Below are 20,138 nucleotides of genomic sequence, written 5' to 3'. Positions count from 1 at the left end.
CCGGCGTGAAGGGGCGGCCGGTCGTGACGTGGGGAGGTGTCTGCCCCGTGCTCAGGGGGCGGGCTGACTGAGGGCGCCCGCCAGGAACATCGCCTCGATCATGCCCGGCAGGCTGGCCCGCGCAATGCGCCCCCGCCGCTCGGCATCCATGAGGCCGGACAGCAGGGAGATGAGGCTCTCACTGAGAACGGCGGCCCCTATCTCGATGCGAAAGAGACCATCGCGCTGGCCCCGGAGAAAAAACCCATCGAGCACGGCGAAATACGCCGACCATGTCGCAGCAGCCCTGACGTCCTGCAAGGTGTCGGGCTTCCAGTGGTAAATCATGAAGGCCGCCAGCTCACTGTGACGGAGCTGCCCCTCGATGAAACGCCGCAGGGCTTCGACCGCGGGGGCCTTGTCGAGTTCGGCCTCTTCGAGCGCCCGGTTCATGAGCTGGGCACCATGGGCCATCAGGCGATCCACCAGTTCTTCCCGGGTACGACTGAAGCGGTACAAAGTCGCCTTGCTGACGCCAATGGCTTGCGCGAGCTCCTGCAGCGTGGCGCGCGGCTTGTCGACCATCGCAAGCGCAAGGGCGGCAAGAACTCGCTCGTCTTCGGCATTCAAAAGGGGACTGGTCATCAATAAGGCCTGCTTTCGTGCATCGGTTTCAAAACCCCGGCGGCATGGGTCATGCACAGGTGCTGCGAGCATTCTAAATTCGCTATCCCGGACTCTTTGAGAATCCAACCCAACTACAATGAAACTTTTTTGATTCACTTGAATCAATATGCAGTCTCAACTTGCCATCAAGCCCCCCGTCCCAGGGTCACCCACCATGCTCCAGTTTTCCAAGCGAACCGCCCTCTCGGCCACCGTGACCGCCCTGGGCAGCCTGTTGGCCGCATGCCAACCCCAGGGGTCGGTCGCACCGTCAGATGCGGCACGCCCCCGGGTCGAAGTGGTGCAGGTTCAGATGCAAACCCTGCCCTTGGTGCAGGAGTTGCCGGGTCGTTTGGCCTCCACCCGGGTGGCCGAGGTGCGGGCCCGGGTGGCGGGGATTGTGGTGGCACGTCATTTTCAGGAGGGCACCGATGTCAAAGCGGGCCAGTTGCTGTTCAGCATCGACTCAGCCCCGTTCCGCGTGGCGCTGAACCGCGCTGAGGCCGAGTTGGCCAAAGCGGAGGCCGCCCTGGCAGACGCCGAAGGCGTGCTGCGCCGCTACCAGCCCCTGGTGAAGGCGAATGCCATCAGCCAGCAGGAGTTCGACGCCGCAGCGACGGCTGTCAAAACACAGCAAGCCAATCGCCTGGCGGCCAAAGCGGATGTGGAATCGGCCCAGCTCAACCTGGCGCATTGCGAGGTCAGAGCCCCTATCGCGGGACGCATTGGTCGCGCCCTGGTGTCACAGGGGGCCCTGGTGGGACAGGGTGAAGCGACGGCGCTGGCCAACATCCAGCAATGGAGTCCGATCTATGTCGACTTTGTGCAACCGGTCGCCGAAGTGGTTCGGCTCCGAGAAGCCCAAGCCAGCCAGCCCAAAGGTCACCAGCCACTGCCGCGCCTGCAAATCAAGCTGGAGGGCTCTGACCGACTGCACGAGGGCCGTCTGCTGTTTTCGGACATCACGGTCGACCCCAGCACCAGCCAGGTTTCCTTGCGAGGCGAAATCGCCAACACAGAAGGCGTTTTGATGCCAGGCATGTATGTGCGGGTGCGGATGGCTCAGCGCCAGGACTCACAAGCGGTTTTGCTGCCGCAGCGGGCGGTCAAGCCAACGGCTGAAGGCTTGTCCCAGGTCCAAGTGCTTGGAGCGGATGACCAGGTGGAGGCCCGGACCGTGCAAACAGGCGCCATGTACGGAGCGAACTGGCACATCACACAGGGCCTGCGCGCTGGTGAAAAGGTGATCGTCGGCGGCCAGCAGGTCCGCCCGGGCGAGCTGGTCAACGCCACTTCAGCCGCCGCGTCCAGCGCAGCGTCAGTGGACAAGCGCTGACGATCCGAATCCCTTGCTCGCACCCGAGAACCCCACGATGTCCTCCTTCTTCATTGGCCGCCCCAAGCTCGCTTGGGTGGTCGCCATCTTCATCACGCTGGCAGGTCTGTTGGCGATTCCCTCGCTGCCGGTGTCACAGTTCCCAGTGGTGGCGCCCCCTCAAATCACGGTGACCGCCACTTACCCGGGGGCCTCCGCCAGCGCCGTGGTCAATTCGGTCACCAGCATCCTGGAAGAGGAACTCAACGGGGCGCGAGGGCTTTTGTACTTCGACTCGTCGAGTTCCAACAGCTCAGCCGAGATCACCGCCACCTTCAAACCCGGAACCGACCCCGCCTTGGCCCAGGTGGACGTGCAGAACCGCCTGAAGAAAGCCGAAGCGCGCCTGCCTGCAGCGGTGACGCGCCAGGGCGTGCAGGTCGAGCAGGCCAACGCCAGCTTCTTGCTCATCTATGCCCTGAATTTCAAGGGCGAGGATGAGGGCAAAGACGTGGTCGCCCTGGCGGATTACGCGGCACGCACCCTGAACAATGAAATCCGCCGCGTGCCGGGTGTGGGCAAACTGCAGTTGTTCGGGTCTGAGGCGGCCATGCGGGTCTGGGTATCGCCACAGAAGTTGTTGGGCTATGGCCTCACGGTCGCGGATGTGAACAGTGCCATCGCAGCCCAGAATGTGCAGGTGCCTGCGGGCAGCTTTGGCAGCCGCCCCGGCACGGCGGCGCAGGAACTGAGCGCCACGCTGGCCGTCAAGGGCATGTTGGAGTCTCCCGAGGAATTCGGGCGCATCGTGCTGCGGGCCAACCGCGATGGGTCCACGGTCAGGCTGTCGGATGTGGCCAGGCTGGAGATCGGGCGCCAGGACTACAGCGCCGAGAGCCGACAAAACGGCAAGAAGGCAGTGGCGGGTGCGGTGCAGCTCGCGCCGGGGGCCAACGCCATCCAGACCGCCGATGCGGTCAAGGCCCGCCTGCGGGAACTGGCGGCCCAGATGCCTTCGGACATGGAGTACTCGATCGCCTACGACACGTCTTTGTTTGTCAAGGTGGCCATCGAGAAGGTCATCCACACCTTGCTGGAAGCCGTCGTGCTGGTGTTCCTGGTGATGTTCCTGTTCTTGCAGAACGTGCGCTACACCTTGATCCCCACCATCGTGGTGCCGGTTTGCCTCATGGGGACCTTCGCTGTGATGTGGGGGCTGGACTTCTCAGTCAACATGATGACCATGTTCGGCCTGGTGCTGGCCATTGGCATTCTGGTGGACGACGCCATCGTGGTGGTGGAGAACGTCGAACGGATCATGGCGGAAGAAGGCCTGTCGCCCAAAGACGCCACCCGCAAGGCCATGACCCAGGTGAGCGGCGCCATCATTGGCATCACCTTGGTCCTGGTGGCGGTGTTTTTGCCACTGGCCTTCATGACCGGGTCGGTGGGGGTGATCTACCGCCAGTTCTCCTTGTCCTTGGCCGTGTCGATCTTGTTCTCGGGGTTCTTGGCCCTCACCCTCACACCGGCTTTGTGTGCCACCTTGCTACAGCCCCCCAAGCGAGGCGTACACGCTGAACAGCAGGGGTTCTTTGGCGGCTTCAACCGCGTCCTCATGCGCCTGACCCATCGCTTCGAATCGCTCAATGTCCGATTGCTGCGCCGCACAGGCCGCGCCATGGGGGTGTACCTGCTGGCCGTCGCGCTGCTGGGCTGGCTGTATGTGCGGGTACCCGAATCGTTTGTGCCCCCTGAAGACCAAGGCTACTGGATGGTCGACATGCAGTTGCCGCCTGGGGCCACTTACCCTCGTACGGAAGCTCTGGTGAAGCAGGTCGATCAGTACCTGATGTCGCGTGAAGGCATGGACTCCGCATTCAGCATCCTGGGTTTCAGTTTCTCCGGCATGGGGCAAAACGCGGCCCTGGGCTTTCCCAGCCTCAAGGATTGGCCGCAGCGCCCTCGGGGCCAGACGGTCGAGAGCGAAATCGCGGCTTTCAACGAGCGCTTTGGCCAGTTGCCTGACGGCACGGCCATGGCAGTGATGCCGCCCCCCATCGAAGGCCTGGGCAATGCGGGCGGATTTGCCCTGCGGCTGCAGGACCGGGCCGGGCTGGGCCGGGCCGCGCTGACCCAGGCCCGCGACCAACTGCTGGCGCAAGCCAGCGCCTCGCCCTTGCTGGCCTATGCCGTGATGGAAGGGCTGCAGGACGCTCCTCAGCTTCGCCTGGATGTGGACCGAAGCAAGGCCGAGGCCTTGGGGGTCGGATTTGAGAACATCGCCACCACCCTGTCCACGGCATTTGGCTCAGCGCTGGTGAATGACTTTGCCAATGCAGGACGACTGCAGCGCGTGATCGTGCAGGCCGACGCGCAGGAGCGCATGACGCCAGAAAGTCTCATGGCCTTGCATGTGCCTGGGCGAAACGGAGCCCAGGTGCCCCTGAGTGCCTTCGTGACCGCCGCCTGGGAGATGGGCCCCGTCCAGATCTCGCGTTACAACGGCTATCCCGCCTACCGCATCATGGGGGATGCCGCCCCAGGTCACAGCACGGGGGAGGCCATGGCCGAGATCGAGCGCATGCTGGCGACCTTGCCCAAAGGCATTGGCCACGAATGGACCGCCCTGTCTTACCAGGAGCGCTTCGCCGGGCAGCAGGCACCTTTCCTGTTTGTGCTGGCGGTCGTGGTGGTGTTCCTGCTGCTGGTGGCTTTGTATGAGAGCTGGACCCTGCCAGCCTCCGTCATGCTGATTGTTCCATTGGGGGCTTTGGGCTCGGTTGCCGCCGTGTCCTTGCTGGGCTTGACCAACGATGTTTACTTCAAGGTGGGCCTGATCACCATCATTGGCCTGAGTGCCAAGAACGCCATCCTGATCGTCGAGTTTGCCAAGGCCTTGCGCGAGCAAGGGCACCCCCTGGTGGAGGCCGCCTGCATGGCCGCTCGCTTGCGTTTTCGCCCCATTGTCATGACCTCGATGGCCTTCATCCTGGGGGTGCTGCCTTTGGCACTGGCACAAGGTGCGGGAGCCGCCAGCCAGCGCTCGCTGGGCACAGGGGTGATCGGCGGCATGGTCAGTGCCACCGTGCTTGGCGTGGTGTTCGCCCCGGTGTTCTACGTCTGGGTGATGGGCCTCTTCAAGTCCAAAGCCCCTGACGAGACCGCGCCCCCCCAGGCCTAGGCCGCTCAGTAAGCACTGCGCGCTCAACGAAGAGTGCCAGCCGCACCAGGGCAGAGGCGTGCCGAGGAGGTCGGGCTGAAGCGTGCTTGAGTCCCACCACCGACACAAAGGCACCCGCACCAGCTTGATGTAGATCAATTTATGAGGATACTGTGGGCTGCGTCGTCAGACAGCCATGCTCCAATCACCGATCTTCTTTTGACCGCTGCGAGCCTCCCCTACCCCACGCCATGACCGACTCACCTGCGCACTACCTCGTCGACCTGTTCCGGGGAACGCACAGCCTGAGTGAACGTCTGCGCCAGATGCATGAGCGGCTGCTGCCCACCATGCCTTCGCTGGACCGCATTGCCTGCGCCCTGCACGACGCCCGCGATGACTGCCTGAAAACCTTCATCCACAGCACCCGGCATGGGGCGCCTCTGCAGGGCTATGAATGGCCACTGGCCGACAGCCAATCGCTGTTGAAGCTGGCGCAGACCGGGGATTTCCGGGTGCTCGATGAACTCTCCTGCCTGCAGCAAAGCGAGCACCCCCACTCGCGCTGGTTGCTGGAACAGGGCTACCAATCGTCATTCACCGTGCCCATGTACGGGCCGCAGGGCTTGATTGGCTTTTTGTTTTTTGACTCCACCGAAGCCGCGGCTTTTGATGTGCGGGTACAGCGCGACCTGGTCATGTTCTGCAGCCAGGTGGCCATGCTGATCAGCAACGAAATGGCCATGGTGCAGGCCATGTTGGCGTCGACCCAGGTGGCGCGCGACTTTGCCAACCTGCGTGACTTTGAAACCGGCGCCCACCTGGAGCGCATGGCGCGCTACGCCCGCTTGATTGCGCGGGGCGTGGCCGAGCACTACCAACTGGACGATGAATTTGTCGAGCACCTGTACCTGTTCGCACCGCTGCACGACATTGGCAAGATCGGCATCCCGGACCGCATCCTGCTCAAAGAGGGCCGGCTCAACCCGCAAGAGCACAAGCTGATGGAAACCCATGTCGAACTGGGCTGCGCCTTGGTCGAGAAAATCATGGGTGACTTCAACCTCAAGCGCCTGCCCGACGCCAAGCTGATGCTCAACATCGTGGCCTGCCACCACGAGTTGCTGGACGGCTCGGGCTACCCCAAGGGCTTGTCGGGGGATCAAATCCCGATCGAGGCGCGCATCGTGACCGTGGCCGACATCTTTGACGCCTTGACCAGCCCTCGGCCCTACAAAGACGGTTGGCGCACCGAGGAGGCCATGGCTGAATTGCAGCGCATGGCCGCCGCCGGCCAACTGGACCCCCATTGCGTGCAAGCCCTGGTGGCCGCCCGCGAGCAGGTGATCAAGATCACCCAGCGCTACCAGGACAGCGACTGAGGCACGGGCCGGCACCGGCCCGCGTCAGGCTCACTTGATCAGCGCTTGCACGGCCTTGAACTGCGGGTGTTCGGCGCTGCGCAGCCACTCGAACACGACCATTTCAGTCGTCACCAGCTCGGCGCCAGCGCCGGCCAGGCGGTCAAAGGCGGCGTCGCGGTTGCGTTCGGTGCGCGAGGCGCAGGCGTCGGTCACCACCCACACGTCAAACTCGTCTTCCAGCAGGTCCAGCGCGGTCTGCAGCAGGCAAACATGGGCCTCGCAACCGGCCAGCACGATGGCGCTGCGCTCAGGCGCGGCCTGGGCCGGCTTTTGCAGGTGGCGCGGCAGGCTGCGGGCATTGCCTTGCACGGGCTTGGCCGGGGGGCGCAGCCACTCCGACAGGCCTTCTTCGCAGGCGCTGAACTGCATCTTCACCAGTGTGTCGCGGCACAAGGCCTTGAGCTCCGCTGGGTTCTCACCCAGGCCCGAAGGGTTTTGCTCGGTGCCCCACACGGGCACCTGCAGCAGCTTGGCGGCCTGGGCCAGGCGCAGCGCGTTGGCCAGCACCAGTGGGCCTTCGTGCAAGGCGGGCATCAGGCGGGTTTGGTAGTCCACCAGCACGAGCTGGGATTCTTGGGCGTCAATCAACATGGTCGTTCAAAATAAAAATGGGGCTGCAAAGCCATGGCCTTATTAGACATCAGCCCAGAGTCATGAGAAAAATCAATGAGTTAGCGCATTTTCGTGCTTGACGTGAAACGCCCCCCCGGCTAACCTCTGCGCCCATGTCTCGTTGGCTCTGCCTCCTTCTCCTCGGCCTCACACTTTTCGGTTTTGCCCTTCGGGCACAAGCGGTGCCCAGCACCCAACCGGTTGACGACGTCGAAAAACTCCTCGCTGACCGCGGTCTGTTGACCCAACTCAGTTACGTGCGCCAAAGCCTCAGCAGCCGCGCTTCCGAGCTGGTGGTCAACGCCATGGGATTCCTGGGCGTGCCCTACCGCCGGGGCGGCAACACCGCTGAGACCGGCTTTGACTGCAGTGGCTTTGTTCGCGCCATGTACGAACAAACCGTGGGCCTGGTGCTGCCACGCCGTGCCGACCAGCAAGCAGCCGCCACCCAAACCATCGACAAACAAGATTTGCAGCCCGGTGACCTGGTGTTCTTCAACACCATGCGCCACGCCTTCAGCCATGTCGGCATTTACGTGGGTGACGGCAAGTTCATCCACTCGCCGCGCTCGGGCAGCCAGGTGCGTGTCGAAGACATGCGTGAAAGCTATTGGCAGCGCCGCTTTGATGGCGCGCGCCGGGTTTCCGTGCCTGCCGTGTCCGCCACCCTGGACGCCAACAGCCCACGCTGAGCGCCCAGCCCAGCCCAGCTCAAGCCCGCCCCGCCAACAGGCCTGCCGCTCCCAGCGCCAGGCCTTTTGTTTGGGGCACGGGGTTGATTCAGAGCACAAACCACTTCAAACCCAAGGTCAGCCGATCCCGCACCAGGCTGCCGAACTCGGTCTGCACCCCGCCCACGCTGTGCCCCAGCACCGCGAAGGCAGACAGCCGGGTGCCCAGGCTCTTTTCCGCATACAGCACAACCTGGCCACTGCGGTCGGCCCATTGGCTGCTGTACTCCAGACGCCAGTAGAAGCGGCTTTGTTGAGGGTTGCTTTGCAGCCCGACCCACGCATAGTCACGCCCCAAGAGGCGAGGCGCCTGGCCCAGGGCCTGGCCCAGACTGACATAGGCCAGTGCGGGGTTCTGGGTCAGCAGCCCTTGGGCGCGCTGGGCTTGGGCCCAGTAGGCCGCCTGACCGGCCTGGCTGTACCCCTCCCCGCTGTGCAGCCACTCCCCGGTCAGCACATGGCCGCTCTCCAGCGTGTAGCTGGCGCCCAGCAAGGTGTTGGTGCTGCGCGGTGCAGGCTGCTGCCAGCGGTACAAAGGGCCGGGTCCCGCGCCCAGGGCCTGCAATCGACCGCGTTGGCGGGTGCTGCCGAACTCGGCGTAGAGCAGCCAGGCGTCGTCCGGGGTCCATTGGGCAAAGCCACCCACAAAAAGAGCACCGCCGCGCTGCTGGCTCAGGACCAGGCTCAGCAGGTGGGCCGGCCCCTGCTGGTCCAGCTTGAGCCAGGCGCTGTGGCCCTGGTCGGTGGCGGGGCTGATCTGCGAGGTCGAGAACACATAGCCCCCACCGCCGCGCCAGCCCGGTGCCAATGGGCCGCTGTAGCGCAGCAAGTCGACCCCAGGCGTGGCCGCCAATGGGTTGGTGCGGCCCGCGTCAAAATAAAAGGGATTGCTGGGCGAGCGGAAGTTGGCGGGGCCCCAGCTCAGCAACTCGCGCCCCACGGTCCACACGCCCTCACCTGCGCGGTAACGGGCGAAAGCCTGGCCCCATTGCTGGCTGTCGTCGCTGTCGTGCTGGGCCGGGGCCGCCACGCGATCCGTGCGTCGGCTTTGGGACAACAGGCGCACCGCGCCCACCAGCGCCAAGGGCCCCTGCTCGGCACGCGCATTCACACGCAGGTCCCATGCGTTGGCCTCGCGGGGCAGCCCCGCCAGGCGATTGCCTGGGTTGAGCAGGCTGGCACTGGCCAGGTCGGTGTGGGTGGTGTAGCCCCAAGCCTCGGTGCTGCCGCTCAGGCGCCAGTCGGACTCGGGCGGCGCTTCGCTCTGGACGTCCATAGGGTCTTCGGAGGCGGAGGTGCCCTCGGCCACCTGCGCCTGGCTGGGCCCCAGCAGGCAGGCCCAAAGCGCCAGCGCCACCCCAGCGGGTCGGCGGCCCGGCCAGCGGCCCGAGGCGCGGCTCATTGCAAATTCCCCACATCAAACTCAGAAGACGCCAAGGCCTGGGCCCTGATGCGGCTGTAAACCAAGGTGGTGCGCGCATCGCTCAAGGCGTCGGCAATCGCCATGCGGCTGACAAAAAGAAGGGTCTTGCCGCCCACGCTGAGGCTGTTGCCATACTCGAACTGGGCGCTCTTGAGCTTCTTGCCCGACAAGGACAGGAAGTCGGCCTGCACCGCCACGCCCCGGCGCACCGAGATCCAGTAGGTGATGCGGTCGTAGGTGGTCTGGCGGCTGTTGGCCGACAGCTCCAGCACATGGCAGGGCTCGTCGCCCACATCTTCTTGGCGCAGGTAGCGGGCCTGGTAGTCCTGGGCGTAGTTGGTGGCGGCGATGTCGCCAATCGCGGCCTGGCCGGTCAGGCGCTGGCGCGGCGAGATGGCCACCGGTTTTTTCAGGCCCGGCTTGCTGAGCCACATGTTGCGCTCCACTTGCAGCAGGCGGGAGCCCTTGCTGCTCTGAGGCTCCAGCACTTCGGCCAGGCTGGCCTGGGCGGTGGCCTTGATGCGCAGGCGCTGGTCGGGCTGGTCCTCGGCCTGGCTGCCGCTGTTGTGGGCCTGCACCTCCCAGATCAAACCAGTGAACCCACCGCCCCGGGCCTGGTCGGCCGCACGCAGCAGTTGCTCGGCATCGGGCTCAGCGGCCTGCGCCATCGGGGCGGCCAGAGCCAGGCTGCCCCACAGCGTCCAGGCCAGGGCCTGACGGCGGCCCAGCGGCGCCTGAAAAGTCGAAACAGAACAGCTCATACATGCCCCAAGGATTCAGTGATGGAATGGTGCGCGGCGCGGCGCGCTGGCCAGTAAGCGGCCAAGACGGCCAGCACGGCCAGCACGGCGGCAGCCAGCGCCGTGCGCGCGGCGTCAAAACCGATGTAGATCGGCACGCTTTGGGTGTTGCCCGGCGGCACGTAGCGGATGTCGGCGGCATTCACGCCATGGCGCACCAGCGCGGTCAGCAACAGGCCGGTCAGCGTGCCCACGAGCACCAGCATCAAGGCCTCGCTGACGAACAGGCGGGTGATGCCCGCTCGCCGCACACCGATGGCGCGCAGGGTGCCGATCTCCCGGGTGCGCTCCACCACTGCCATGCCCATGGCGTTGGCGATCGACAGCACCACGATGGCCAGCACCACCGCCAGCATGAGCGCAAAAATCATGTCGTACATGCCTTTGACCTGGCGGAAGAAGGCCGACATCTCCTGCCAGGTGCGCACTTCCAGGTCCAGGCCAGCGGCTTTGAAGTCTGCCGTCAGTTGGGTGCGCAGGGCGTCCGATTGCGCCTCGCTGGGCGCCGGTCGGGTGTACATGTCACGCAGGCGCTGCTCGGCATCGGGGCTGTCGACCGCGCCCTCGCCGGGCAGCAACAAGGTCAGACTGTCGGCGCGGCCAGCCGCGTCCATCAGGCCTTGGACCAAGGCCAAAGGCATGAACATCAGCTTGTCATTGGTGGCCACGTTGCCGGTGTTGACGGTGTCGCTCACATCCACATCGGCCGCGTTGGCCTGGCCGTGCAACGTGCTGGCCAAGACCGAGGCGCTGTCGCCCATCTTGAGCCCCAGCACATCGGCCAAGCCCTGGGCGGCAGTCACGCCCTGGGGCTTGTCGGCTTGCAGCGCGCCCGGCGCGAAGCGAAAGGGGCCGCGCAACAGGTCCAGGTCAGCCGGGGCGATGCCCGTGGCCACAAAAATGGTGCTGCTGGTGCCGTTGGACAGCAGGCCCGAGGCGCTGAGCTTGGGCACCAGGCGCGCGCCCGGCAAGCGGCGCTCGACCAGGCTGCGCACCTGGGCGATCTCCTCGGCGCGCAGCAGGTACTTGTCGGGGTGCAGCTTGCCCTCGGTCTGCCAGCCCTGGCGGTTGATGGTCAGGTGACCGATCAGCTCAGCATGGATGGCCGCATTGCTGAGGGCGCCATAGACCGCGAAGGTGTAGCCCGCGAACAAGGCCACGGCGGCAAAGCCAAAGGCCAGGCTGAGCAAGGTGGCGGCGCTGCGGCGCCGGTTGCGCCACAGGTTGCGCCAGGCCAGTTGAAGATAAACACGGCCGTTCATGCAGCCTCCTGGTAGCTGTCTTGGGAGATCACCCCGTCTTGCAAGCGCAGTTGGCGCGGCACCCGCGCCAGCAGGCGGGGGTCGTGGGTGGTGAAGATGCAGGTGACGCCGGTGTCGCGGTTCAGGCGCTCGATCAGGTCGATCACCTCGCGGCTGGTTTGCGAGTCCAGGTTGGCCGTGGGCTCGTCGGCAATCAACAAGCGCGGCGCCCCCACCAGGGCGCGGGCAATCGCCACGCGCTGGCGTTGGCCACCGCTGAGGCGGTCTGGGCGGAAGTGCAAAAAGTCCCCCAGGCCCACCTGCTCCAGCCACTCGGTGGCACGCCGTCGCACCTCGGTCGCTGGCACGCCCTGCACCTGCAGGGACAAGCCCACGTTGTCCAGGGCGCTGAGCACGGGAATCAGGTTGAAGCTCTGGAACACAAAGCCGATGCGCCGGTTGCGGCAGTCGGACAGGGCATCATCGGAGAGCTGACGCACGTCCTGGCCCTCAAAGCACAGCAGACCCTGGTCAGCCTGGTCGATCAGTCCCAGTAAGTTGAGCAGCGTGGACTTGCCACTGCCCGAGGGGCCCCAGATGGCCATGAATTCGCCAGCAGCCACCGTCAGGTCGATGCCGCGCAGGGCCCGAAGGCGGGTCTGCCCGAGCTGAAAGCTGCGCTCAATGCCGCGCAGCGACAGCAGCGGCGCCGTTGAAGAAGCGTCGGTCATTGCGCTCCTCACTGGCCAGACAGGTTGACGAGGACCTGCTGCGCTTCGGCACCGACGCGGACCACGGCGTCCTCAAACTTGGGTGGTCCGAACTTGCCCCGAGCGTCGCGCGAAAAACCATAGGGTTCGGTGGGCATGCCCACCAGGTTGGCGTCCAGGCGCTGGTTGCTGTTGAGGTCTTGGTAGGCCGACACGGCGTAGGCACCCGGGGCCAGGTCCTTGAAGACCAGCTCCACCTGACCGGGCTTGGCCGCCACCATCTGGCCCTGCAACACCTTGCCGCGTGGGAAGCCCGCCGCGTCGTTGAACAAGGCCACCATGACCTGGCCTTCGGCCTTGGCCACGCCCTTGACCACCACGGTCAAATCGGCCGCCTGCGCCAGGCCAGCACCGGCCAAGGCCAGCCAAACACCACACACCCCACTCAAAACACGCTGTTGGAACATCATTGCGACTCCTGGTTGAACAAGTGTCGGCAGTGTCCTTGCGAGCCCTTTGGCGGGCCAGCGGCATGAGACCAAGGCTTGGCAGCGTGTCGCGAAATGCCGTTGGGGCGGATGAAACGACGGCGCGCCCGGCGCCATGTGGGGCGCCAGCGGGCTTCAACCGACGTCCGTCAAGGTCGGCTGGGCCAGGCCCCCCAGGCCTCAATCCGGCTTGATGCCGCCCTCGCGGATCACCTTGCCCCACTTGGCGTTCTCGGCCACCAGGAAGGCATCGAACTCTTCCGGGCTGCCTCCCGCCGGGAAAGTGCCCATGGCCTCCAGGCGCGGCCGCATTTCCTCGCTGCGCACGATGCGGGTGACCTCATCAGACATGCGGCGCAGGATGTCGCGCGGTGTGCCCGCCGGGGCGATCACACCGGCCCAGGTGCTGCCCGTGAAGTTCTTGAAACCCTGCTCAATGAAGGTGGGCACATCGGGCAGGACAGGCAAGCGCTGTTCGCTGGCCACGCCAATCAAACGCACCTTGCCCTGCTTGCCCATGTTGATCAGGCCGGTGGCCGCATCAAAGAACAACTGGATCTGGCCCCCGATCAGGTCGGTCAAGGCGGGCGCCGCGCCCCGGTAGGGGATGTGGACCATGAAGGCCCCGGTCTGCTGCTTGAACAGCTCGGTGGTCAGGTGCACGGCCGAGCCATTGCCCGAGGAGCCATAGCTCACCTTGCCGGGGTTGGCGCGCGCGTAGCGGATGAGTTCTTGCGCGGTCTTGAAAGGCGCATCCAGGGGCACGGCCGCCACCAGGGGCGAGATGCCCATCAGGGACACACCGGTCAGGTCTTTGCGTGCGTCATAGGGCAGCTTGGGGTAGAGCGAGTTGTTGGCCGCATAGGCCGCGATCACCACACCAAAGGTGCTGCCATCGGGCGCACTCTTGGCCACCGCGTCGACGCCGATCATGCTGCCCGCGCCGGGCTTGTTTTCAATCAGCACGGTCTGGCCCAGGCGGGTTTGCAGGCCGTTTTGCACCAGACGCGCCATCTGGTCGGTGAAGCCGCCCGGGGTGTAGGGCACGATCAGGCGAATCGGCTTGTTGGGCCAGGCGCTGCCCTGGGCCTGGACTGCCGGCAGGGCCAGCGCGGCGGCGCCACCCAGGGTGCTGCAGAGCACCTGGCGGCGGGACAGGGAGGCAGAGGTCAGGGGCTTCAGGGACATGGGACGGGCTCCGGCAAACAAAGGGGGTATCGAACCATTCTGTCCGCCCCCATCGCCCCCGCCCATAGGGGCAAGCCCGGCCAGACGGTCACCTGCGTGACCGGGTGGTGCGCGGTCGGCCCTCGCTTCACCGGCTCAGGCAGCCCCCGTGCTCAAGGACTGCCGCAACAAGGGCCCCACCTGCTGGGCTGCCGACTGCAACTCAGCCCGTTCATACCCGGCATAGCCGAACAGCCATCCCCGGCGTGGCGATGTCACCGTGTAGCGCGACAAAGGCGTCAGCACCACACCGCGCGCAGCGGCCTGGTGGCTCAGGGCCAGGTCGTCATGCGGGGTGGGCAGCGGCCAGCACAGGTGCATGCCGCGATCGGAAGACGGCAGTGGCAAGGCGCCCTCCGTGGCCTCGGCCAAGGCCTGAATGAGCTGCTGCTGGCGTTGCTGGTACAGCTCACGCATGCGACGCAGGTGGCGCAGCAAATGCCCCTCGGCGATGAAGCGGGCCAGCACCCACTGGCTGTCACCCGGCGGGTGGCGGTCGCTCAAGGCCCGGGCCATGGCAAAGGCCGACACCCAGGCGGTGGGCAGCACGATGAAGCCCAGGCGCAGGCCCGGGTGCAAGGTCTTGGAAAAAGTGCCCACGTACAGCACCCGATCGGCCTGCGGCAGGCTGCACAGGGCGGGCAGGCGCTGCGCGCCGTACTGGAATTCGCCGTCGTAGTCGTCTTCCACCACCCAGGCTTGGCGGCGCTGGGCCCAGTCCAGCAAGGCCTGGCGGCGTGACAGGCTCATGGCCACGCCCGTGGGAAACTGGTGGGTGGGTGTGACCACCGCCAGGCGTGCATTCGGCCACTGGTCCTCGGCCTGCTCGAGGCACAGGCCTTCGGCGTCCAAAGGCACCGGCCGCACCTGGGCCCCGTGGCCCAACAGGCTGGCCCGGATGCCGGGGTAGCCGGGGTCTTCCACCAGCACCTCATCGCCCACGTCCAGCAGCAAGCGGCCGACCAGATCGATGGCCTGCTGCGAACCTGAACAGACCAGTACCCGCCCCGCATCGCAGCGGATGCCGCGCGAGGCCCACAGCCACTGCGCGATGGCCTCGCGCAGCACGGGCTCGCCGGCCGGGTCCAGGTACTGGGCGCCGGCCCGGCGCTCGCTGGCGCTGAGCTGCCGGCCCAGCCGGTCCCAGGTGGCGAAGGGGAAGCTCGCCACCTCGGGCGCACCAATGCGAAACGCGCTGGCTGCCTGGCGCGGCGGGTTCCAGTGGCGCACCGTCTCGGCCATCAACTGACCGCGCCGCGACAGGCCCAGGGGCAAGGCGCTCAGACCGGGCGCTCCCTTGGGAGGCCTCAGGTTCGGGCTGACATAGCTGCCATCACCCACCCGGGCCTGCACATAGCCCTCGGCCTGCAGGCGCGCCATGGCCCACAGCAAGGTGTTGCGCGACACCCCCAGGGTCAGGGCGTGCTCACGCGTGGCCGGCAGGCGGCTGCCGGCGGGCAGGTGACCGTTCTCCATGGCCTGGCGCAGTTGCTCGTACACCTGTTGGCGCCTCAGCGGCGCGCGTTGGCTCTTTGCACCCATGCGGATTGGCTCCTTCGAAGGCTTCAAAAATTCTTAAACTGAGGAATCATTTCACACAGTCCCAGAACGGATCAAGCCATGAGCCAACACCTCGCCACCGTCCAGTGGCAGCACGACGGCAGCCCCTTCACCCAGCGCCGCTACAGCCGCCGCCACCGCTGGCAGTTTGATGGGGGGTTGCAGGTGCCGGCCTCGTCTTCACCCGACGTGGTGCCCCTGCCCTACTCCGACCCCAGCGCGGTCGACCCCGAAGAAGCGTTTGTGGCGGCCCTGGCCAGCTGCCACATGCTGTGGTTCCTGGACCTGGCATCGCGCGCCGGTTGGGCCATCAGCGACTACCAGGACGCCGCCATCGGCCACATGGGGCCCGATGCGCAAGGCCGCACCGTGCTGCGCGAGGTGCTGCTGCGCCCCGTGTTACGCCTGGGTCCAGACGCCGCTCAGCGCCCCAGCCAGACCGAGCTGGAGGCCATGCACCACCGGGCCCATGAGGCTTGTTTTCTGGCCAATTCCGTGCGCTGCACCATCCGCTGCGAGCCCCGCTGGGCCGACTGATCCCGCGCGCCCCTGTGAGCACCACCCCACGCCTTTTTGAAAGCCCCCGATGAGCCCGAACACCCGCGTCCAAGTGAGCCCACTGCAAGCCTCAGACCATGCCGACTGGCTGCGCCTGGCCCAAGGCTACAAGGCCTTTTACGAGAGCCCGACCTCAGACGAAACCTACGCCATCGCGTGGCAAAAACTGATGGCGGGCGACGCTGTTCACGGCCTGGGCGCCCGCGTAGAGGGCCAACTGGTGGGCTTCACCCACTACCTTTTTCACGCCAGCACCTGGGCGCCCCGCGTGTGCTACTTGCAGGACCTGTTTGTCGACGAGTCGCTGCGCGGGCAGGGCACGGCCAGCGCCTTGATCGAAGCGGTGGCCCAGGCCTCGCGTGCCGCCGGCGCCCAGCGCCTGTATTGGCTGACGCAAACCCACAATGCGCGTGCCCGGGGCCTGTACGACCGGGTGGCGCAGTTTCAGGGCTTCATCCGCTACGAGTACCCCTTGTTGGCCTGAGGCGCAGGCCAGGCCCCAACTCAGGCCGGCCGCACCGCGCGGCTCAGTTGGGCCAGCGCGTCCAGCACACCTTGCACGGCCTGGCGGTTGCGCTCCTCTTTCAGACCGCCCTCGGCATCGAAAGCATCCGCCGCGTGGCCCAGCGCGAACTGCTGCGGAATCACCAGCGAGGCGAAGTTCATCTGCAAAAACTGTCGCACATAGTTGAGCGCCCGCAAGCCCCCCAGCGCGCCAGGCGAGGCCGACAACAAGGCCGTGGGCTTGTTGGCCGTGGCCGCCACGCCCGAAGGCTGACCCGCGCCGCCCTGGATGCGCGACAACCAGTCAAAGGCGTTGATGAACAGCGGGGTCGGAAAGCCGTTGTACTCGGGTGTGAGCAGCAGCAAGGCATCACTGGCCAGCAGGGCTTGCTGCAGTTCGGTCGCGCCCGCCGGGATGCCCTGGGCCAACTCGAAGTCGCCGTCGTACACGGGCAAGGCCAGGGCGCGCAGGTCCAGCTCCTGGGCGCTGAAGCCCGCCTGGGTCGCGGCCAGCGAGGCGGCATGGGCCAGGCGGCGGGTCAAGGAACCGGTGCGGGCGCTGCCAGAGATGATCAGCAGGCGGGGCGAAGTCGACGACATGGTGAAACTCCATCAGGTGGTTGAGGACGGGCGGGCCCGCAGCGAGGGCCGCACGCAGCCCGAGATTGTGCGATGAGACCCCCTGGCCTGGCCGTGTGTCGCCTCACTTTGTGGCGAAAATCACGCGATGAACTCCTCCACCCGCTATTGGCTGATGAAGTCCGAGCCCGAAGAATGCTCGATCGACGACGCACTGGCTGCCCCCGCCGCCACCGTGGCCTGGATTGGCGTGCGCAACTACCAGGCGCGCAACTTCATGCGCGACGCCATGCAGGTCGGCGATGGCGTGCTCTTCTACCACTCCAGCTGCGCCGAGCCCGGCATCGTCGGCCTGGCCCGCGTGGCCTCGGAGGCCTACCCCGACCCCAGCCAGTTCGACCCCGCCTCGCCCTACTTCGACCCCAAGTCCAAGGCCGACGCACCCCGCTGGCTGCTGCGCGATGTGCAGGCCCTGCGCAAGACGCGCCTGCTGAGCCTGGCCGAATTGCGACAACACCCGGGACTGGCCGAGATGAAGTTGCTGCAGCGTGGCAACAGGCTGTCGATCACCGAGGTCAGCGCCGCAGAATGGGCTCTGCTGAGCCCGCTGCTGTCAGGCCACTGAGCCGCAGCGAACCGCAGCGCCCGACAAACGAAAAGCCCAGGCCGTGACCGGACTGGGCTTTGGGCTGGCAGAGGCGCCAAAGCGCCTTCTGAGGCTGACCTTACTTGCGTGCCGGCGGCACGTCCGTGCAGCTGCCGTGGGCGATTTCCGCCGCCATGCCGATGCTTTCGCCCAGCGTGGGGTGCGGGTGGATGGTTTTGCCGATGTCCACCGCGTCGGCGCCCATTTCGATGGCGAGGGCAATCTCGCCGATCATGTCGCCCGCGTGGGTGCCGACCATGCCACCGCCCAGGATCTTGCCGTGGCCATGGACCTCGGGCGAGTCGTCGAACAGCAGCTTGGTCACGCCCTCGTCGCGGCCATTGGCAATGGCGCGGCCCGAGGCCGTCCAGGGGAACAGGCCCTTCTTGACCTTGATGCCTTGGGCCTTGGCCTGGTCTTCGGTCAGACCCACCCACGCTACTTCGGGGTCGGTGTAGGCCACGCTGGGGATGACGCGGGCGTTGAAGGCGGCAGCCGCCAGCTCCTTGTTGCCTTGCAGTTCGCCGGCAATGACTTCGGCCGCCACGTGGGCCTCGTGCACCGCCTTGTGCGCCAGCATGGGCTGACCCACGATGTCGCCAATGGCGAAGATGTGCGGCACGTTGGTGCGCATCTGGATGTCGACGTTGATGAAACCACGGTCGGTCACCGCCACACCGGCCTTCTCGGCACCAATCTTCTTGCCGTTGGGCGTGCGGCCCACGGCCTGCAGCACCAGGTCATAGACCTGGGGCGCGGGGGCGGTACCGCCCTCTTCGGCCGGCGCGAAGGTGACTTCAATGCCTTCGGGCAAGGCGCGTGCGGACACGGTCTTGGTCTTGAGCATGATGTTGTCAAAGCGCTTGGCGTTCATCTTCTGCCAGATCTTGACCAGGTCGCGGTCCGCGCCTTGCATCAGGCCGTCCATCATTTCGACCACATCCAGGCGGGCGCCCAGCGTGCTGTAGACGGTGCCCATTTCCAGGCCGATGATGCCGCCGCCCAGGATCAGCATGCGCTTGGGCACTTCCTTGAGGGCCAGGGCGCCGGTGCTGTCGACCACGCGCGGGTCGTTGGGCATGAAGGGCAGGCGCACGGCCTGGCTGCCGGCGGCGATGATGGCGCGCTGGAAGCCGATGGTCTGGGTCTTGCCGGTGCGCTCTTGCGCGCTGCCATTGGTTTCTTCGACCTGCAGCTGGTGACTGCTGATGAAGTTGCCGTAGCCGCGCACCACCGTCACCTTGCGCATCTTGGCCATGGCAGCCAGGCCACCGGTCAGCTTGCCGATGACCTTTTCCTTGTGGCCGCGCAGCTTGTCGATGTTCACCGACGGGGCGCCAAAGTCCACGCCCAGGTCGGCCATATGGCTGACCTCATCCATCACCGCGGCCACGTGCAGCAGCGCCTTGGAGGGGATGCAACCCACGTTGAGGCAGACGCCGCCCAGGGTGGCGTAACGCTCGACCAACACGACCTTGAGGCCCAGGTCGGCGGCGCGAAAGGCGGCCGAATAACCGCCAGGACCACCGCCAATGACCAGCACGTCGCAGTCCAGGTCGTTGCTGCCCGTGGGGGCAGCGGCGACCGGGGCAGGCGCGGCGACGACGGGCGCAGCCGCCACAGGCGCTGCAGCGGGCGCGGCGGCCGGCGCTGGTGCTTCAGCCGCACCGGCGGCCTCCAGCGTCAGCACCACCGAGCCTTCGGCGACCTTGTCGCCGAGCTTGATCTTGAGTTCCTTGACCACGCCAGCATGCGAGCAAGGGATTTCCATCGAGGCCTTGTCGGACTCGACGGTGATCAGCGACTGCTCGGCCTTGACGGTGTCGCCCGGCTTGACCAGCAGTTCAATGACGGTCACTTCGGAAAAGTCGCCGATGTCCGGCACTTTGATGTCTATCAGGCTCATACGGAACCTTTCAATTTGATCGTGAAGAGGTTGATCGGCGCGGCCGAGTTGCGATCGAATTCGCAGCTCGCGGCCAGGCCGGCTTCGACCACCTCGCGGGCCGTCTTGGCCCGGGCGTAGGTGGCGTGCATGGCGCCCAGCGCAAAGCTGCGTCCAGAGCCTATGCCCCAGAACTCTTTGAACTCGAACACCTCGCGGTAGCTGTACAGCCCGTAGATGCCGCTCGCATTGGCGATCAGCACACTGAACTGGCTGGACTCGTAGGGGTCGTTGTCGTCTTCCTTGGTCTGCAGGAAAAAGGTTTCCTTCAGCAAGGGGTGCAGCCGGGTGAAGGTGTCAAATACCTCGTCTCGGCTGCCCAGACGCAGCTGATCCTGGGGCAAGGCGTTGAGCGCCTTGCGCAGCACGGGAAAGTGGGCCACCGTGCCCGCCATGCCGATGTAGCTGGGCCCGCCATGCGCCTGCACCTTGAAGAGCTTTTCGTTCGCTTCAAAGCGCTGCGACAGGCGGGTGTCGCCAAAGGTCACCAGCGAGTCCGCACCGATGGCCACCTGGCCCCCTTTGCGGACCACGACGACGGTCGTCATGCGATGACCTGCGCCGTGG

Annotated in this window: 19 protein-coding genes; 7 read left to right on the top strand and 12 right to left on the bottom strand. The window is 66.0% G+C overall.

The annotated features are described in order from the left end of the window. Window positions 1-51 precede the first annotated feature (51 nt). Window positions 52-624 carry a TetR family transcriptional regulator gene (locus tag PSQ39_RS10255; protein ID WP_273926672.1) on the bottom strand — a complete coding sequence of 191 codons (573 nt, stop codon included), beginning with the start codon at window positions 622-624 and terminating at the stop codon, window positions 52-54. 196 nt (window positions 625-820) lie between these two features. Between PSQ39_RS10255 and PSQ39_RS10250 the strand changes: the two genes are divergently transcribed. The 3 genes from PSQ39_RS10250 (at window position 821) to PSQ39_RS10240 (ending at window position 6,505) form a co-directional block, all read left to right on the top strand. Next, window positions 821-1,981, top strand: a complete 1,161-nt coding sequence (locus PSQ39_RS10250) for an efflux RND transporter periplasmic adaptor subunit (RefSeq protein ID WP_273926671.1) — start codon at window positions 821-823, stop codon at window positions 1,979-1,981. 37 nt (window positions 1,982-2,018) lie between these two features. After that, window positions 2,019-5,144 (top strand): multidrug efflux RND transporter permease subunit, encoded by a 3,126-nt coding sequence (locus PSQ39_RS10245; protein WP_273926670.1) that lies wholly within the window; start codon window positions 2,019-2,021, stop codon window positions 5,142-5,144. A 230-nt stretch (window positions 5,145-5,374) separates the two neighbouring features. Beyond that, window positions 5,375-6,505, top strand: a complete 1,131-nt coding sequence (locus PSQ39_RS10240) for an HD domain-containing phosphohydrolase (RefSeq protein WP_273926669.1) — start codon at window positions 5,375-5,377, stop codon at window positions 6,503-6,505. Window positions 6,506-6,535: 30 nt separating this feature from the next. On the opposite strand, the gene PSQ39_RS10235 is transcribed toward PSQ39_RS10240, so the two are convergent. Further along, window positions 6,536-7,138: an isochorismatase family protein gene (locus tag PSQ39_RS10235; protein ID WP_273926668.1), complete on the bottom strand. Its 603-nt coding sequence runs from the start codon at window positions 7,136-7,138 to the stop codon at window positions 6,536-6,538. Window positions 7,139-7,272: 134 nt separating this feature from the next. Between PSQ39_RS10235 and PSQ39_RS10230 the strand changes: the two genes are divergently transcribed. After that, the gene (locus PSQ39_RS10230; protein WP_273926667.1) at window positions 7,273-7,851 is read left to right on the top strand and encodes a C40 family peptidase; all 579 of its coding nucleotides are present in this window, start codon (window positions 7,273-7,275) and stop codon (window positions 7,849-7,851) included. Between the two features lie 88 nt (window positions 7,852-7,939). Here the strand turns inward: PSQ39_RS10230 and PSQ39_RS10225 are convergent, their stop codons facing one another. The 7 genes from PSQ39_RS10225 to pdxR all read right to left on the bottom strand — a co-directional run bounded on the left by PSQ39_RS10225 (window position 7,940) and on the right by pdxR (window position 15,321). After that, complete coding sequence (locus PSQ39_RS10225; protein WP_273926666.1) at window positions 7,940-9,292, bottom strand: hypothetical protein; 1,353 nt, start codon at window positions 9,290-9,292, stop codon at window positions 7,940-7,942. Then, window positions 9,289-10,074 (bottom strand): outer membrane lipoprotein-sorting protein, encoded by a 786-nt coding sequence (locus tag PSQ39_RS10220; RefSeq protein WP_273926665.1) that lies wholly within the window; start codon window positions 10,072-10,074, stop codon window positions 9,289-9,291. Before PSQ39_RS10220 ends, PSQ39_RS10225 begins: the two co-directional genes overlap by 4 nt. Continuing rightward, window positions 10,071-11,375 carry an ABC transporter permease gene (locus PSQ39_RS10215; protein WP_273926664.1) on the bottom strand — a complete coding sequence of 435 codons (1,305 nt, stop codon included), beginning with the start codon at window positions 11,373-11,375 and terminating at the stop codon, window positions 10,071-10,073. Before PSQ39_RS10215 ends, PSQ39_RS10220 begins: the two co-directional genes overlap by 4 nt. After that, window positions 11,372-12,085 (bottom strand): ABC transporter ATP-binding protein, encoded by a 714-nt coding sequence (locus PSQ39_RS10210; RefSeq protein WP_273926663.1) that lies wholly within the window; start codon window positions 12,083-12,085, stop codon window positions 11,372-11,374. Before PSQ39_RS10210 ends, PSQ39_RS10215 begins: the two co-directional genes overlap by 4 nt. 8 nt (window positions 12,086-12,093) lie before the next feature. Beyond that, the gene (locus tag PSQ39_RS10205) at window positions 12,094-12,534 is read right to left on the bottom strand and encodes a DUF2141 domain-containing protein (protein ID WP_273926662.1); all 441 of its coding nucleotides are present in this window, start codon (window positions 12,532-12,534) and stop codon (window positions 12,094-12,096) included. Between the two features lie 198 nt (window positions 12,535-12,732). Further along, the gene (locus tag PSQ39_RS10200; protein WP_273926661.1) at window positions 12,733-13,740 is read right to left on the bottom strand and encodes a tripartite tricarboxylate transporter substrate binding protein; all 1,008 of its coding nucleotides are present in this window, start codon (window positions 13,738-13,740) and stop codon (window positions 12,733-12,735) included. A gap of 135 nt (window positions 13,741-13,875) precedes the next feature. After that, window positions 13,876-15,321: a MocR-like pyridoxine biosynthesis transcription factor PdxR gene (gene pdxR, locus PSQ39_RS10195; protein ID WP_273926660.1), complete on the bottom strand. Its 1,446-nt coding sequence runs from the start codon at window positions 15,319-15,321 to the stop codon at window positions 13,876-13,878. Between the two features lie 78 nt (window positions 15,322-15,399). Between pdxR and PSQ39_RS10190 the strand changes: the two genes are divergently transcribed. Next, entirely contained in the window at window positions 15,400-15,876 is a 477-nt protein-coding gene (locus tag PSQ39_RS10190; RefSeq protein ID WP_273926659.1) for an OsmC family protein, read from the top strand. Window positions 15,877-15,925: 49 nt separating this feature from the next. Then, a complete protein-coding gene (locus tag PSQ39_RS10185) occupies window positions 15,926-16,381 on the top strand; it encodes a GNAT family N-acetyltransferase (protein ID WP_273926658.1) in 456 nt (151 codons plus the stop codon). 20 nt (window positions 16,382-16,401) lie between these two features. Here the strand turns inward: PSQ39_RS10185 and PSQ39_RS10180 are convergent, their stop codons facing one another. After that, the gene (locus PSQ39_RS10180; protein ID WP_273926657.1) at window positions 16,402-17,001 is read right to left on the bottom strand and encodes an NADPH-dependent FMN reductase; all 600 of its coding nucleotides are present in this window, start codon (window positions 16,999-17,001) and stop codon (window positions 16,402-16,404) included. 127 nt (window positions 17,002-17,128) lie between these two features. Between PSQ39_RS10180 and PSQ39_RS10175 the strand changes: the two genes are divergently transcribed. Then, on the top strand, window positions 17,129-17,605 hold the full coding sequence (locus PSQ39_RS10175) for an EVE domain-containing protein (RefSeq protein WP_273926656.1): 477 nt from the start codon (window positions 17,129-17,131) through the stop codon (window positions 17,603-17,605). Window positions 17,606-17,705: 100 nt separating this feature from the next. Here PSQ39_RS10175 and lpdA read toward each other — a convergent pair whose 3' ends face one another. Then, window positions 17,706-19,532, bottom strand: coding sequence for a dihydrolipoyl dehydrogenase (gene lpdA, locus PSQ39_RS10170; protein ID WP_273926655.1), 1,827 nt, complete (start codon window positions 19,530-19,532; stop codon window positions 17,706-17,708). Beyond that, a complete protein-coding gene (locus PSQ39_RS10165) occupies window positions 19,529-20,119 on the bottom strand; it encodes an Ntn hydrolase family protein (RefSeq protein ID WP_273926654.1) in 591 nt (196 codons plus the stop codon). Before PSQ39_RS10165 ends, lpdA begins: the two co-directional genes overlap by 4 nt. Window positions 20,120-20,138 lie beyond the last annotated feature (19 nt).

It is taken from the genome of Curvibacter microcysteis (assembly GCF_028649455.1).
In the GTDB taxonomy this organism is placed as follows: Bacteria; Pseudomonadota; Gammaproteobacteria; order Burkholderiales; family Burkholderiaceae_C; genus Curvibacter; species Curvibacter microcysteis.
This window is presented reverse-complemented; position numbering and strand designations above follow the sequence as displayed.

What these genes read in the sequence shown, in the direction of transcription:
- PSQ39_RS10255 (WP_273926672.1), bottom strand. Translation starts at nt 624, where the DNA reads ATGACCAGTCCCCTTTTGAATGCCGAAGACGAGCGAGTTCTTGCCGCC.
- PSQ39_RS10230 (WP_273926667.1), top strand. Translation starts at nt 7,273, where the DNA reads ATGTCTCGTTGGCTCTGCCTCCTTCTCCTCGGCCTCACACTTTTCGGT.
- PSQ39_RS10225 (WP_273926666.1), bottom strand. Translation starts at nt 9,292, where the DNA reads ATGAGCCGCGCCTCGGGCCGCTGGCCGGGCCGCCGACCCGCTGGGGTG.
- PSQ39_RS10205 (WP_273926662.1), bottom strand. Translation starts at nt 12,534, where the DNA reads ATGATGTTCCAACAGCGTGTTTTGAGTGGGGTGTGTGGTGTTTGGCTG.
- PSQ39_RS10210 (WP_273926663.1), bottom strand. Translation starts at nt 12,085, where the DNA reads ATGACCGACGCTTCTTCAACGGCGCCGCTGCTGTCGCTGCGCGGCATT.
- PSQ39_RS10175 (WP_273926656.1), top strand. Translation starts at nt 17,129, where the DNA reads ATGAACTCCTCCACCCGCTATTGGCTGATGAAGTCCGAGCCCGAAGAA.
- PSQ39_RS10245 (WP_273926670.1), top strand. Translation starts at nt 2,019, where the DNA reads ATGTCCTCCTTCTTCATTGGCCGCCCCAAGCTCGCTTGGGTGGTCGCC.
- PSQ39_RS10165 (WP_273926654.1), bottom strand. Translation starts at nt 20,119, where the DNA reads ATGACGACCGTCGTCGTGGTCCGCAAAGGGGGCCAGGTGGCCATCGGT.
- pdxR (WP_273926660.1), bottom strand. Translation starts at nt 15,321, where the DNA reads ATGGGTGCAAAGAGCCAACGCGCGCCGCTGAGGCGCCAACAGGTGTAC.
- PSQ39_RS10180 (WP_273926657.1), bottom strand. Translation starts at nt 17,001, where the DNA reads ATGTCGTCGACTTCGCCCCGCCTGCTGATCATCTCTGGCAGCGCCCGC.
- PSQ39_RS10185 (WP_273926658.1), top strand. Translation starts at nt 15,926, where the DNA reads ATGAGCCCGAACACCCGCGTCCAAGTGAGCCCACTGCAAGCCTCAGAC.
- PSQ39_RS10200 (WP_273926661.1), bottom strand. Translation starts at nt 13,740, where the DNA reads ATGTCCCTGAAGCCCCTGACCTCTGCCTCCCTGTCCCGCCGCCAGGTG.
- PSQ39_RS10235 (WP_273926668.1), bottom strand. Translation starts at nt 7,138, where the DNA reads ATGTTGATTGACGCCCAAGAATCCCAGCTCGTGCTGGTGGACTACCAA.
- PSQ39_RS10215 (WP_273926664.1), bottom strand. Translation starts at nt 11,375, where the DNA reads ATGAACGGCCGTGTTTATCTTCAACTGGCCTGGCGCAACCTGTGGCGC.
- PSQ39_RS10190 (WP_273926659.1), top strand. Translation starts at nt 15,400, where the DNA reads ATGAGCCAACACCTCGCCACCGTCCAGTGGCAGCACGACGGCAGCCCC.
- PSQ39_RS10240 (WP_273926669.1), top strand. Translation starts at nt 5,375, where the DNA reads ATGACCGACTCACCTGCGCACTACCTCGTCGACCTGTTCCGGGGAACG.
- PSQ39_RS10220 (WP_273926665.1), bottom strand. Translation starts at nt 10,074, where the DNA reads ATGAGCTGTTCTGTTTCGACTTTTCAGGCGCCGCTGGGCCGCCGTCAG.
- lpdA (WP_273926655.1), bottom strand. Translation starts at nt 19,532, where the DNA reads ATGAGCCTGATAGACATCAAAGTGCCGGACATCGGCGACTTTTCCGAA.
- PSQ39_RS10250 (WP_273926671.1), top strand. Translation starts at nt 821, where the DNA reads ATGCTCCAGTTTTCCAAGCGAACCGCCCTCTCGGCCACCGTGACCGCC.